We start from the raw sequence: 13,834 nt of genomic DNA on the forward strand, positions 1-13,834 counted from the left end.
TATCTCAACCCCTAGCTACCGTTTCTTTTTCACGTACAACGTATTCTTTTGGAGCTTCTTCTTCACGTAATACACGAAGTGCTCCTTCTGCTAACGCTTCTAACTCATCTTCGCCTGGATGTACGATAACATCTGCAATCCAGTCCACTCGCTCTTTAATTTCATCGACAAGAATTTTACTGTATGCCAGTCCACCAGTTAATACGATTGCATCGATTTTCCCGTGAAGTACAGCGCTAGCTCCGCCAATCTCTTTTGCAACTTGATATGCCATTGCTTTATAAATAAGAGTTGCTTCAGGATCACCTTTTTCAACCATTTGCTCTACTTTAATCGCATCATTTGTACCGATTAAACTTACAAGTCCACCTTGTCCGACAAGTTTTTTAATCATTTCATCACGGTAATACTCACCAGAGAAACACATTTCTACTAGTTGCCCTACTGGTACTGTACCAGCGCGCTCTGGACTAAATGGTCCTTCTCCGTTTAAACCGTTATTCACATCGATTACTCTTCCTTTTTTATGAGCACCAACTGTAATACCGCCACCCATATGTGTAACTAATAAATTTAAATCCTCGTATTTGTGATTTAACTGTTCAGCTACTTTACGAGCAACTGCTTTTTGATTTAATGCATGGAAGATACTTTTGCGTTCCATACCAGCAATGCCACTTATACGAGCAACCGGCTCCATCTCATCTACAACGACAGGATCTACAATGAATGCAGGAATGTTTAATCCAGAAGCAATTTCATATGCCAAAATGCCTCCAAGGTTTGAAGCGTGATGACCGCTAAAGCCATTTTTTAAATCTTCTAACATCGCATCGTTTACTGTATACGTACCGCCTTCGATTGGACGGAGTAATCCACCACGTCCACAAACAGCGTTTAATTTTGAAATGTTAATACCATGAGAATGTAGAACTTCTAAAATCGTTTCTTTTCGAAACTCATATTGGTCGATAATTCGCTTATATTTTCCAATCTGTTCTACGTCATGACGAATCGTTTCTTCTAGAACGGGTCTTTCATTATCAAAAACACCAATTTTTGTGGATGTACTACCTGGGTTAATAACAAGAATTCGATTTACAGACAATGTTGCTACCTCCACTAATAAATTCAAAAGGAAGTGGAAACCTCATAAGAGGTAACCACACCTTTTGTAAAAGTTATATATGAATGATTAGCGACGGCTAATAATATCGTGACCGTTGCGTAAGTAAGTGCTACGAGAATTTTTCAAGCTTGCAATGCGCTCTTCAGCTAGACGATCTGCCGCTACATAAGTTGCTATGCCATCGCGTTTTGAAATTTCGATTACTTTTGCAATCGTGTCATAAATAGACTCAACACGTTTTAGTGCACGTTCTCTATTGTATCCATATAATTCGTCTGCTACGTTAATCACGCCACCTGCATTAATTACATAATCTGGTGCGTATACAATACCCATTTCATGAATGATGTCACCGTGACGATCTTCTTTTAATTGGTTATTTGCAGAACCTGCGATTACTTTTGCTTTAAGTTGTGGAATAGTTTCATCATTAACTGTTGCGCCTAATGCACATGGTGCGTAAATATCGCATTCAACACCGTAAATTTCATTTGGTTCAACTGCTGATGCACCGAATTCTTCTACAGCACGTTGTACAGCTTCTTTATTAATATCTGTAACGATTAATTTTGCTCCTTCAGCGTGTAAATGTTTGCATAGGTGATATGCTACGTTACCAACGCCTTGAACAGCAATTACTTTTCCTTCTAAATTGTCAGTACCGAAAGCTTCTTTTGCAGCTGCTTTCATACCACGGTAAACACCGTATGCAGTTACTGGAGATGGGTTACCAGAAGAACCGAATGATGGTGAGATACCTGTTACAAAGTCAGTTTCTTCGTGGATAATATCCATATCATCTACTGTTGTACCAACATCTTCAGCTGTAATGTATCGTCCGTTTAGTCCTTGGATATAACGTCCTAGTGCACGGAACATTGCTTCGCTCTTATCTTTACGAGGATCACCGATAATTACTGTTTTCGCACCACCTAAGTTTAAACCAGCTGCTGCGTTTTTGTATGTCATCCCTTTTGCAAGACGCAATGCATCTTCAATCGCCGCTTCTTCAGAATCATATGTCCACATTCTTGTTCCACCAAGAGCCGGTCCAAGTGTTGTATCATGAATTGCAATAATTGCTTTTAAACCAGATTCTTTATCTTGACAAAATACTACTTGCTCATAATCATATTTTTCTAAGTATTCGAAGATTTCTAATGTCATTGTCGTTTCCCCCTAATGTTTTACCCTTTTTGGTTTATTTTGAAGCAGTCGCAACTGCCAATGCTAATGAATATACTTTTGTTTCTGCTGAATCAGCACGAGATGTTAAAACAATCGGTGCTTTTGCGCCAGCAATCATTGCTCCTACTTTTGCATCCGCAAAGTATACGAGTGATTTATATAGCACATTTCCAGCTTCAATCGTTGGGACGAGTAAAATGTCTGCCTTACCTGCTACATCACTTACTATGCCTTTATGCTCTGCTGCAATTTGTGATACTGCATTATCTAAAGCAAGTGGTCCATCAACGATACAATCTTTAATTTGTCCGCGGCGATTCATTTGTGTTAACATCGCTGCATCAATTGTCGCCTGCATCGCTGGATTCACAACTTCTACTGCTGCAATTGGTGCCACTTTTGGCAAGTCGATTCCTATTGCCCGGGCAACTTCTACAGTATTTTGTATAATAGCAGCTTTTTGTGTTACATCAGGTGCGATGTTCATCGCTGCATCTGTAACGAAAATAAGACGATCATAATTTGGAACTTCAAATGCTGCTACATGTGAAAGTACGCTACCTTTACGTAGGCCCCACTCTTTGTTTAACACAGCCTTCAAAATATTCGCTGTTGGGATGTTACCCTTCATAAGCACGTCTGCCTCACCATTTCTCACAGCTTTAACAGAAAGTTCTGCAGCCTCTGCATTAGACATTGCTGCAATCACTTCAACATGTTCTGAAGTTTGTAAACCATGTTCTTGTAGCATCCCCATTATTTTTTCTTGATTTCCATATAGACGAAATTGAGCTAGCTGTAATTTAATTGCTTTCGCTACAGCTTCAATTACTTCATGATCTTCAGCTACTGCTACAGCTACAGTTTTTTTAGGCTGTCCCGCTGCTTGATCAATTAAGTATTCTAACTTCATATTTTGTAATCAACCCTTTCCGTCGTCCCTCGTCTATTTATAAAGCAAATACCGTGCCAACTTTTAAAAGTGGTCTTACCAATAATGAAAACGCATTCAAAATGCAGTAAAATCAATACTTTGGAAAATAACAAAATATTCTGTCTTATTTTGTCGCTTTTTGTATACCATGCAATAAATTGCACGGTACGCAATTTATTGCATGCTATTTTTTGCATGGTCATACTTTTCTAGCTTATAATATAAATTTCGAACGGAAATTCCTAATGCTTTTGCAGTTTGTGTTTTATTCCCATCAAATCTCTCCAAATATTCATGAATAATATTCCCTTCAAACTCTGTTACTAAATGTTCAAGTGGCTTTTCTTCTAATTCAGGTAATAAATGAGATTGCTTTGACTCCACCTGCTCTTCATTATGTAATGGCGGTAAATGTTGTACATCAATATAGATCTCGTTATAATTCATAAAAATAATCGCTCGTCCTAAAATATTTTCAAGTTCTCTCACATTTCCTGGCCATTCGTATGATTGTAAATATAAAATAGCTGAATCAGTGAGCCCTTCTACATTACGACCATAATCTTGATTAATTTTTTGAATCAACCTGTCCGCAATTTTCGGTATATCTCCTTTACGTTGACGAAGAGATGGAATTTGAATTGGAATTTTATTTAATCGATAATATAAATCCTCCCTAAACTTCCCTTCTAGAATAGCCTTTTCTAAATTCACATGTGTCGCTGCAATTACTCGAACATTAATAGGTATCGCTTTCGTTCCACCAACTTTTACAATTTCTTTTTCCTGCAATACACGAAGGAGTTTCGCTTGTGTATTTGCAGATAACTCCCCTATTTCATCTAAAAAAATACTACCGTTATTCGCTTCCTCAAAGAACCCACGTTTCCCGCCTCTTTTCGCTCCAGAGAACGCCCCTTCCTCATAACCAAATAATTCACTTTCTAACAACGTCTCCGAAATGGCCGCACAGTTTACACGGACGAACTTATTATATTTTCGATTACTTCCATTATGGATTGCATGTGCAAACAATTCTTTACCAGTACCAGATTCACCGCGTAACAGTACTGTTGCTGGTGTATTCGCTCCTAGCTTCGCCTGTTCGATAGCTGCCGTTGTTTCATCTGAATTTCCGACAATATCATCAAATGAATATTTTGCTTCTAATGTGCGAATAATTTGCCTTGCTCTATTCAATTCATTTGTTAACTTTTGAATTTCCGACACGTCACGGATAACACCGACGCTTCCCTTCAATATTCCATCCACAATAACTGGTGCTACGTTTACAATTACATCGCGCTTTTTTTGTCCAATCTTCATATGTATTCCGCGCACTGCACGACGCGTTCGAAGTACTTTCATATGCATACTTTCGCCTTCTACAATATCAGTTGTAGCAGGCTTCCCAATAATATCTTCTTCTGTTAAACCCGTTAATTTCGTATATGCCGGGTTAATGACTAAACCTCTTCCTTTTTCATCCACAACCGAAATCGCTTCTTCAGATGAGTTAATAATTGCCTCTAATAGTGTTTGAATTTCTTTTAAGTCTGTAACTTCTTCCGCTAAATCTACAACTTCTGTTATATCTTTAAAAATTGCAAATGCCCCTTGTACCTCTCCGCCCTCTTTTAATATCGGTATACGCGTTGTAATAATTTTCTTTCCATTCTCTAATGTTAGTTCATAATTTACTTCTATTTGTTTCGTACGTATAATGCGAAGTAATTTACTAGTGGGAATGACTTCTAAAATATATTTTCCTATCGCCTCTTCTTTTTTATATCCGATAATACGCTCTGCACTTTTATTAAAAAGACGAACTTGTCCCTCTCGATCAATTACGATCATGCCGTCATGCGTAGAATTTAAAATTAATTCTCCTTGTTGCGTTTGTTCCTCTAACCGCCCAATTAACCCTTCCTTCTCATGCGCTAATCCTGTAACAATTTTTGCAATATCACCTGGTATAAGAAGAGTGTCTTTTTTCTTTTTTTCCAATAAAACTTTATGTACATCATCTTCACCTGTCATATCAAATATTACATCGATATGCATAGAAAGAAATGGAGTTACACTTTCTCCAATTGCAATCCCATATTCCTTAGCAATTTGTAATCCTTTTGCCACCGGATTTATATCAATAATCCCTATAATTTGAAATATATTCGAACTTTGTAACAGATTCAGCAGTGCGCTCCCGCCTTCACCTGCACCAACAATTAATACTTTTTGTTTCATATATTACACTTCCTCTCGAAGTAGCTCTGCAAATTTTTTCACACCTTTATCTTACTCGTTCAGCAACCTCTTGACAAACCACCTTTCCATATAACATCATTAAAATATACGAAATAATCTGAAAAGGAGCGTTATGTATGCAGCGTTACGTTGCTCTACTATTAGCACTCATCCCTATTTCATTAGCTGTGTTTGGTATAAAGTTAATGAGAGATACTGTATTCGGGATTCTATTTCCACCAATCTCTATACTGTGGTTACAATTTTTAATCGGCGCTCTCTGCTTCGGGCTCGGGTTTTATATCTTTGGTGGCTTCGTCGTACACCGAGATCGCAAACGAAATAAAGTACAAGCTCGCTTCAGAAGATAGGAAGGCCCCACTATTTATAAATAAAAAAATGAGACCGTTACACGCGGTCTCATTTTTTTATCGGCAATAACGTTCTTGCCGTTTCAGGGTAATCAGTAATAATCGCCGATATATTCATATCAAAATATTTACGCATAAGCGTTTCTTCATTAATTGTATAAGGGCGAACCTCTACACCACTTTCCATCGTTAGTTCAGCAATAGCATCTTGAAGATAACGATAATTCGGATGTACTGCTGTAGCTCCCATTTTTTTCGCGTATGCCCACGGACTATGCAAACCTTCGCGATATAAAATAGCTGTTTGAATATCAGGAGCCATCATATGGCACCGTTTCATACTGTAGTGATTAAACGAAGAAAATATAACGCGATCCTCTAAACTAAATTTCCGTACAAGCGTTATTACTTCTTCCTCTAAACCTCTGTATGGAATTTTATTATTTTTAAGTTCAATATTAAGTAGCAAACTCGTTCGTTCAAGCCATTCTAATACCTCTTCTAAAAGTGGTATTTTGCAAAAACCTACTTTATCACTAAATTTATAACTTGCATCTAACTTACATAAATCCTCATATACATAATTCCGAACCGCACCTTTTCCATTTGTTGTCCGGTCCACTGTTTCATCATGAATGACGACAACTTTTCCATCTTTCGTTAATTGAACATCAAGTTCAATTCCATCCGCTCTAGAAGACTCAGCCGCTTCAAACGAAATCATTGTATTTTCTGGGTACATTCCAGCCGCACCACGATGTGCAAATATAAGAGTCATCCTCACTCCCCCAATCTTATGCTATACTATACGAAAAAGGAGGTACTTCTATGAGACCATTACAAATTTCTCCAGATACTGCAGTCCGCTTATCAAAAGCACTAGGTGTTCCACTTGAACAACTCATGCATATGCCGCAGCACATTTTAATTCAAAAGCTAGTTGAATTAGAAAAACAAAATAAAGACGAAGAATAATACAGTCCTGTTTTGCAGGGCTTTTTATTTCCCTCCATTATACCATGGATACTTTCCCTACTAAAATTCTTCAATAGATGTACTTCGGTGCAATTTAGCCGTTCCTTCATCATTTAATAATGAATCATATCTTTTCTTTTTTGTTACAAGTCATAAAGAAAGTAGACTATTTATTTATAAGTCCCCATTGCATCCTTAAAACACGATAATACAAAACTAGAAAGCCTTTATATTATTTTTTATTGAACGTGCGGAGCATCCCCTGATTCGTATAGTTCTTTCGCCTTTTCCTCCCCGAATGTAGTTAAAATATAATGTTGCTCTTCTAACGCCTCCATTGCTCTAGTTGCTTTACAAACGCTATCTTCTTGAGCATCCGAGAAATAATTGTGATCTTCTACAATTTTACTAAAATCTTTTTTCACCCATCTATCAGCAATTGCTAAAAGCTCATTTTTCTTCGCAAAGCTACTCTTATTTATGATTTCTTTTAACTTTTTAGCATTATTTTGAACCATTGGGATAGAGCCCGATTTTCGTTCTGCCACCACTTTTTGATGAGTCATGTGATGCATCGCTGTAATGACTTCGCTTTCAGTAGAATTTTCAGTAACATACACATCAACAAAGACTCCATCTACCTCTCTACCTACTATCGTTTGGTCTTCTTTTTTGTCTATTTGAGCACTCACCTCTTTATCTGCTGGATTATCGGCAAGTTCTAACATTCCAAATGTAACTGCTACAGCAAGAACTCCCATAGCTGCTACTATTCCTAACCAAGTTAAAATTTTATTTTTCATTCCCCTTCTCCCTATCTATACCTATTTAATTACCTTATAAAAAACTCACTTATATGTAATATTACTAAAAATAGGTTTTATTTTCCATGGTATGAAATAATCTCTTTTTCTCAACAAAATAAAAAGACCAACGAATCATAAAATTCATTGGTCATTGAGTGAAAAGTTTATTGGTTTTAAAATTGATATTAAGTATAGATTTCAAGAATTTGTCGGCTTAGCTAAAGAGTAAACCCTTACTATCTTTACTCTCAGCTAGCTTTATGTTCAAGTCTCAGTTTATCCGCAACCATTGCGATAAACTCAGAGTTCGTAGGTTTTGCTTTTGACATGGATACTGTATAGCCAAATAAGGATGAAATAGAATCAATATTACCACGGCTCCACGCTACTTCAATCGCGTGACGAATTGCGCGCTCCACACGGCTTGCTGTGGTATTATATTTCTTTGCGATATCTGGATACAATACTTTCGTAATCGATCCTAATAATTCGATATCGTTGTATACCATGGAGATTGCTTCTCGTAAATACATATATCCTTTAATATGAGCGGGTACACCAATTTCATGAATGATACTCGTAATACTCGCATCTAAGTTTTTCGGTTTTCCATCTACTGTTGTTGCTGATCGGAATGATGGTAGTGGACGTTTAATCATAGCGTTTGCTTTACCACTCACTTGACGAATATGACTCGTTAAATTCTCCATATCAAATGGTTTTAATATGAAATATGAGGCACCTAAGTCAACTGCTTTTTTCGTCACATCTTCTTGCCCAAATGCTGTCAACATAATTACGCTAGGCTGTCTTAACCTTTCAATATGTCGCATTTTTTCCAATACAGCTAACCCATCTAAATGTGGCATAATAATGTCTAAAACGAGTACATCAGGTTGCTTATCTGTTAATAAGTTTAAACACTCTTGACCATTATAAGCAATACCGATTACTTCCATATCATCTTGAGCGGCTACATAGCTCTCTAACATTGATACTAGTTCTTTATTATCATCCACAAGACATACTTTAATTTTCTCCACAGCTTTTCCTCCCTTACCGAATCGATTCTCCGACATGTGTATCCTTCTAGGCTACATGAATTGTTCGACAATTGTGTGAAAATTCCCTTTTAAAGTTTCTTACTTTCCGATAAAATCACAAAAAAATATGTTTATCGTTCATTTATTCCCTTTCGCAACACATTCCATCATAGAAATACAACGAAACGTTCAACCCTTTTCTTTTATTTTACAACAAAAAACACCTCTTGCGGAGCTTTTACAAAATTTCAACGAATTTTTCAACAGAAAAAACGAGCTAATATGTATTAGCTCGCTTTTTTCTCTTGATCATAAATATTAATTCCAGCTTGATGTAACATCCATTCAATATGAACACCATATCCTGATGTTGGATCATTTACAAATACATGTGTAACAGCACCAATCACTTTTCCATTTTGTACAATTGGACTTCCACTCATTCCTTGTACGATACCGCCCGTTTTCGCTAATAGGCGCTTATCTGTTACTTTTATGACCATACCCTTTGTGGCTGGAAATTTTTGCTGCACTGTACTAACAACTTCAATATCAAACGCTTCTACTTTATCTTGATCAATAACTGTTAATATTTTTGCCGGCCCTTCTTTTACTTGATGAGATAATGCGATAGGCATTGCTTTATCCATTATACCGTTTTTCATATTTGTATTTAATTTTCCAAAAATACCATATGGACTATTAATTGTAATATTGCCAATCACTTCACGATCTGGTGAGAATCTTGCTAATTTCTCCCCTGGATTCCCATGACTACCTCTTTCAATTGATGTAACTGTCGAGCGCATAATTTGTCCATCTTCGACTTGAATCGGCTTTTTTGTATCATTATCAGAAATAACATGACCAAGCGCCCCGTATTTCATAGAATCCGGATGAACAAATGTCATTGTTCCAATTCCAGCTGCCGAATCACGAATATACAAGCCAATTCGATAAGACGACTCACCGTTGTCTTTTTGTGGCGTTAGTTTCGTGCGAATATATTTTCCATCTCTTAACAATACAAGATTAAGCGGTTCACCTGTTTCTCCACTATTATGAATAAACGGTGCTACATCACTCATTCTTTCAATTGTTTTACCATTAATTTCAGTAATCATATCTCCAATTTGTACACCTGCTGTTTCACCAGGAGATATTTTACCTTTTTCAGTTTGAATTAAATGATGGCCTACAACAAGTACACCTTTTGTATTTAATTTCACACCAATTGATTGTCCACCTGGAATCACCTTAAAATCTTTTAACACTTTCACATTTACTTTTTTCACTGGAAAACCAGCAAGCTGAAATACCATATCAGCTTCACCATTTTGATGAGAATTTACCATAAGTCCTTGTTTTTGTTCATTCGAACTCACTGTAAACACATGACGATTTGTGGATGAAGCTTTGAAAACTGGTAATGATGATATTTCTGATTGTTGTCCCTCAAAAACAACAAGTTGTTTCGGTGATGAAATAAACGTTCGAAGCGGTTTAAAACATCCAATTAAAACTAAAGAAACAAGGAGACAAAGACCTATTATTTTTCGAAATTTTTCTAATTTCAACTTGTTCACTCTCCTCGCTCCTACCCCACATTCAGCCTTTTGGCTTCACTTTTTAATCTCTCCTTGCAGTGCTTTATTTATAACCGGAAGAATTAAGAAATCGTCATTTGAGAAAAAAAGCTATCCATTACTGGATAGCCTCTGCTGTCTGTTTAAAATGATGCGCTTGCGTAAGTAATTCTTTCGCATGCTCTGTCGTTAAATCTGTAATTTCCACACCAGAAATCATTCGAGCTATTTCTGTTACTTTATCCTCCATAGTTAAAACAGTAACTGATGTAATTGTCCGATCATTCGCTACTTGTTTTCGAATAAATAAATGCGAATCCGCCATTGAAGCTACTTGAGGTAAGTGCGTAATACAAAGTACTTGCGAGTTTACTGATACTCGATAAATTTTTTCCGCAATAGCCTGTGCGACCCGGCCACTTACACCCGTATCCACTTCATCAAAAATAACAGATGCAACCCCTTGATGCTTAGAAAAAATGCTTTTTAAAGCTAAAATGATACGAGATAACTCTCCGCCAGAAGCAACCTTTGAAAGTGGTTTTAGCGGCTCTCCTGGGTTCGTTGAAATATAAAACTCCACATGATCGTAACCATCCGCCGTAAGTCTTACCGGTGCACCTTCCACAAAGGGCTCTTCTACATTTCCTTCTCTCTTCATAATTCTCACTTCAAATTTCGTTTTTTCCATATATAATTCTTTTAATTCCTGATGAATTGCATTTGTAAGATGTTCTGCAAGCTCATGACGCATATTACTTAACAACGTTGCTTCTTTCAGAATAACACTTTCTAATTCCTTCAACTGTTTCTTCGTCGTTTCAATATGAACGTCTTTATTTTCAATCGTAAAAATTTCCTGTTCAATTTTATCAGCATACGCTAAAATCTCTTCTACAGTATTTCCATATTTTCTCTTCAGCATACGAATTTCATTCAAACGTGTTTCGATTTCATCTAAACGATTTGGATCATATTCCATCATATCGAGCTTTTCTCTCAGTTGATATGCAACCTCTTCTAACAAGTAATAGCTATTTGCAATTGAATCATGATTCTCTTGATACATTTCATCTAAATGTGTAATACTTTCCATTTGTCCCATTGCGCTTCTTACATTATCTAATCCTTGTCCGTCAGCACTTAACGAACGATATGCATCACCTAATGCTTTATAAATCTTTTCAAAATTAGAAATTTGCAATCGTTCCTCAGTTAATTCATTTTCTTCATCCATCTTTAAATCAGCTTTGCGAATTTCTTCATGCTGAAATTGAATTAAATCTAAGCGATGTGCCATTTGTTGTTCATTTTCACTTAACGATTTTAATTGTTTTTTTAATTTTTCATAGTCAGCGTATACATTTTGATATATGTCTAGTTGTTTAACGATTCGATCCCCATCAAAGTGATCAAGCATAAACAGATGTCGTTCTTCATTCATTAAATCTTGCGTTTCATGCTGTCCATGAATATCAACAAGTGTTTTCCCAATTTCTTTTAATATGCTAAGTGTAACAAGCTTCCCATTTACACGACATACACTCTTCCCGTTCGCAGCAATATCACGCTTCAAAATAATCATGCCATCTTCTATTTCTATATCTAACTCTTCTGCCTTTTCAATACATGGATGCTTCTCATCTTCAACATAAAACAGCCCTTCAATCTCAGCCTTTTCTGTTCCATATCGAACAAACTCTGCTGACCCACGGCCACCTACAAGTAAACTAATTGCATCAATAATAATCGATTTTCCGGCCCCTGTTTCACCGCTTAAAACCGTTAAACCTTTTTGAAAAGAAATATTTAATGCTTCAATAATAGCAAAGTTTCTAATCGATAATTCCGATAACAATGCCCCATTCACCTCGTTATAAAATAATCCCTTACTAAAGGATTTTCTCAGTTCTTCATTCAAATAATCATACTATATATTTGTATGTATATACTCTTCTAATCCGCTTCATTGTACCAAACATTTGTTTTACGGGTCAATCCATCTATTTTCTAACTTTATGCATACAAAATATTATATTACAATTAGAAAAATCATATTTTTAACCAATAAAAATATCTTGTTCACTTCCCACTTTACGATGGAAAGCAAACAAGATTTTTTGTTACAACATATTTAAGAAACGATCAGAGACAACACCTGTATCGTCAGGTGTACGGCAAATAATTAAGCAAGTATCATCACCACAGATGGTTCCGATGATCTCATCCCACTCTAAATGATCAATAAGTGCTCCAAGTGAATGAGCGTTACCAGGCAATGTTTTTAGCACAAGCATATGTCCTGCCGTGTCTAATTTTACAAATGAATCCACTAGATTTCGTTTTAATTTTTGTAACGGGTTAAATCGTTGATCGGCTGGCAAGCTATATTTATAGCGCCCATCATGTAATGGCACCTTCACTAAGTGCAGTTCTTTAATATCGCGCGATACTGTTGCTTGCGTTACATTAAATCCCTCATTACGTAAAATATCAACTAATTCATCTTGTGTTTCAATTTCTTTGTTTGCAATAATTTCCCTGATTTTAATATGGCGCTGACCTTTATTCATACATTTGCACCTCACACTATCTCTTACCATAGTTTAAACATTGGTATACTTCACTTATTTATGTTAACTTATAATTCGTTTCTTGTACACAATTGTTTTTACAATCATTATACAATTACAACAAAAAGAGGAACAACATATGTTATTCCCCTTTCCCTTTTTGTTTTAGAACGTCATGCGCTTCTGTAACAACTTGCTCTATAGAAATCGGAGAATGATTTTCGCCATTCTCACGTTCACCATGCCATTTCAGATGAATTAAAAATTCAATATTACCATCCCCACCCGTAATTGGTGAGAATGTTAAACCTTCCACATCATAGCCCTCTTTTAAAGCAAAATCGACAATCATTTCCACAACAGCTTCATGTACTTTTCTATCACGAACGATACCTTTTTTCCCAACTTGCTCTCTTCCAGCTTCAAACTGCGGTTTAATTAATGCTGCTACATCTCCGTTAGGCATAAGCATTGTTTTTAAAACCGGCAGTATAAGCTTTAATGATATAAATGAAACATCAATACTTGCAAATTGAGGTAAACCACGTTCTAAGTCTGCTGGTGTCACGTAACGGAAGTTTGTTCGTTCCATTACAACAACACGCTCATCTTGACGTAATTTCCACGCTAGTTGATTGTATCCTACATCTAATGCATAAGATAATTTCGCTCCATTTTGAAGTGCGCAATCTGTAAAGCCACCAGTTGATGAACCAATATCTATCATAACTTTATCTTGTAAATCAAGATGAAATGTCTCTAATGCCTTTTCAAGTTTATAACCACCACGACTTACATACGGCATAACTTGCCCCTTCACCGTAATCTCAGTATCTTGCGAGATTTTCTCTCCTGGCTTATCAAGTCTCATTTCATTTGCATATACGAGTCCGGCCATAACGGCGCGCTTTGCTTTCTCACGCGTTTCTATAAGTCCTCGCTCTACTAATAGTACATCTACTCTTTCTTTTTTTACGCTCAT

13 protein-coding genes are annotated in these 13,834 nt (G+C 36.4%); 2 read left to right on the top strand and 11 right to left on the bottom strand.

Annotated features, from left to right (window positions below; genetic code table 11):
- Nucleotides 1-4 precede the first annotated feature (4 nt).
- The 4 genes from buk to RT27_RS09510 form a co-directional block, all read right to left on the bottom strand.
- The gene (gene buk / locus RT27_RS09495) at nt 5-1,108 is read right to left on the bottom strand and encodes a butyrate kinase (protein ID WP_000115781.1); all 1,104 of its coding nucleotides are present in this window, start codon (nt 1,106-1,108) and stop codon (nt 5-7) included.
- An 87-nt stretch (nt 1,109-1,195) separates the two neighbouring features.
- Complete coding sequence (locus RT27_RS09500; protein WP_000171355.1) at nt 1,196-2,296, bottom strand: leucine dehydrogenase; 1,101 nt, start codon at nt 2,294-2,296, stop codon at nt 1,196-1,198.
- A 34-nt stretch (nt 2,297-2,330) separates the two neighbouring features.
- On the bottom strand, nt 2,331-3,230 hold the full coding sequence (gene yqiS, locus RT27_RS09505) for a phosphate butyryltransferase (RefSeq protein ID WP_000764675.1): 900 nt from the start codon (nt 3,228-3,230) through the stop codon (nt 2,331-2,333).
- Between the two features lie 195 nt (nt 3,231-3,425).
- Nucleotides 3,426-5,498, bottom strand: a complete 2,073-nt coding sequence (locus RT27_RS09510) for a sigma-54-dependent Fis family transcriptional regulator (RefSeq protein ID WP_043935919.1) — start codon at nt 5,496-5,498, stop codon at nt 3,426-3,428.
- Nucleotides 5,499-5,635: 137 nt separating this feature from the next.
- On the opposite strand from RT27_RS09510, the gene RT27_RS09515 reads away from it, so the two are divergent.
- Nucleotides 5,636-5,869: a DUF2627 domain-containing protein gene (locus RT27_RS09515; RefSeq protein ID WP_001190212.1), complete on the top strand. Its 234-nt coding sequence runs from the start codon at nt 5,636-5,638 to the stop codon at nt 5,867-5,869.
- Between the two features lie 49 nt (nt 5,870-5,918).
- Here the strand turns inward: RT27_RS09515 and RT27_RS09520 are convergent, their stop codons facing one another.
- On the bottom strand, nt 5,919-6,647 hold the full coding sequence (locus RT27_RS09520) for a glycerophosphodiester phosphodiesterase (RefSeq protein WP_043935920.1): 729 nt from the start codon (nt 6,645-6,647) through the stop codon (nt 5,919-5,921).
- Nucleotides 6,648-6,697: 50 nt separating this feature from the next.
- Here RT27_RS09520 and RT27_RS32365 point away from each other — a divergent pair, with 50 nt between their 5' ends.
- Nucleotides 6,698-6,844, top strand: a complete 147-nt coding sequence (locus RT27_RS32365) for a YycC family protein (RefSeq protein ID WP_001247671.1) — start codon at nt 6,698-6,700, stop codon at nt 6,842-6,844.
- A 239-nt stretch (nt 6,845-7,083) separates the two neighbouring features.
- Here RT27_RS32365 and RT27_RS09525 read toward each other — a convergent pair whose 3' ends face one another.
- The 6 genes from RT27_RS09525 to RT27_RS09550 all read right to left on the bottom strand — a co-directional run bounded on the left by RT27_RS09525 (nt 7,084) and on the right by RT27_RS09550 (nt 13,834).
- Complete coding sequence (locus tag RT27_RS09525; protein WP_043935921.1) at nt 7,084-7,647, bottom strand: PRK06770 family protein; 564 nt, start codon at nt 7,645-7,647, stop codon at nt 7,084-7,086.
- 251 nt (nt 7,648-7,898) lie between these two features.
- Entirely contained in the window at nt 7,899-8,693 is a 795-nt protein-coding gene (gene spo0A / locus RT27_RS09530; RefSeq protein WP_042969082.1) for a sporulation transcription factor Spo0A, read from the bottom strand.
- Between the two features lie 287 nt (nt 8,694-8,980).
- Nucleotides 8,981-10,279: a SpoIVB peptidase gene (gene spoIVB / locus RT27_RS09535; RefSeq protein WP_043935922.1), complete on the bottom strand. Its 1,299-nt coding sequence runs from the start codon at nt 10,277-10,279 to the stop codon at nt 8,981-8,983.
- A gap of 118 nt (nt 10,280-10,397) precedes the next feature.
- Complete coding sequence (gene recN, locus RT27_RS09540) at nt 10,398-12,137, bottom strand: DNA repair protein RecN (RefSeq protein WP_043935924.1); 1,740 nt, start codon at nt 12,135-12,137, stop codon at nt 10,398-10,400.
- Between the two features lie 265 nt (nt 12,138-12,402).
- On the bottom strand, nt 12,403-12,852 hold the full coding sequence (argR, locus tag RT27_RS09545) for an arginine repressor ArgR (RefSeq protein WP_001032580.1): 450 nt from the start codon (nt 12,850-12,852) through the stop codon (nt 12,403-12,405).
- A gap of 142 nt (nt 12,853-12,994) precedes the next feature.
- Complete coding sequence (locus tag RT27_RS09550; protein ID WP_016080325.1) at nt 12,995-13,834, bottom strand: TlyA family RNA methyltransferase; 840 nt, start codon at nt 13,832-13,834, stop codon at nt 12,995-12,997.

This window comes from Bacillus sp. L_1B0_5 (assembly GCF_000836715.1).
Lineage (GTDB): Bacteria > Bacillota > Bacilli > Bacillales > Bacillaceae_G > Bacillus_A > Bacillus_A thuringiensis_S.

Coding starts and splice junctions, on each gene's coding strand:
- RT27_RS09500 (WP_000171355.1), bottom strand. CDS start 2,296: ATGACATTAGAAATCTTCGAATACTTAGAAAAATATGATTATGAGCAA.
- yqiS (WP_000764675.1), bottom strand. CDS start 3,230: ATGAAGTTAGAATACTTAATTGATCAAGCAGCGGGACAGCCTAAAAAA.
- RT27_RS09510 (WP_043935919.1), bottom strand. CDS start 5,498: ATGAAACAAAAAGTATTAATTGTTGGTGCAGGTGAAGGCGGGAGCGCA.
- RT27_RS09515 (WP_001190212.1), top strand. CDS start 5,636: ATGCAGCGTTACGTTGCTCTACTATTAGCACTCATCCCTATTTCATTA.
- RT27_RS09520 (WP_043935920.1), bottom strand. CDS start 6,647: ATGACTCTTATATTTGCACATCGTGGTGCGGCTGGAATGTACCCAGAA.
- RT27_RS32365 (WP_001247671.1), top strand. CDS start 6,698: ATGAGACCATTACAAATTTCTCCAGATACTGCAGTCCGCTTATCAAAA.
- RT27_RS09525 (WP_043935921.1), bottom strand. CDS start 7,647: ATGAAAAATAAAATTTTAACTTGGTTAGGAATAGTAGCAGCTATGGGA.
- argR (WP_001032580.1), bottom strand. CDS start 12,852: ATGAATAAAGGTCAGCGCCATATTAAAATCAGGGAAATTATTGCAAAC.
- RT27_RS09550 (WP_016080325.1), bottom strand. CDS start 13,834: ATGAGCGTAAAAAAAGAAAGAGTAGATGTACTATTAGTAGAGCGAGGA.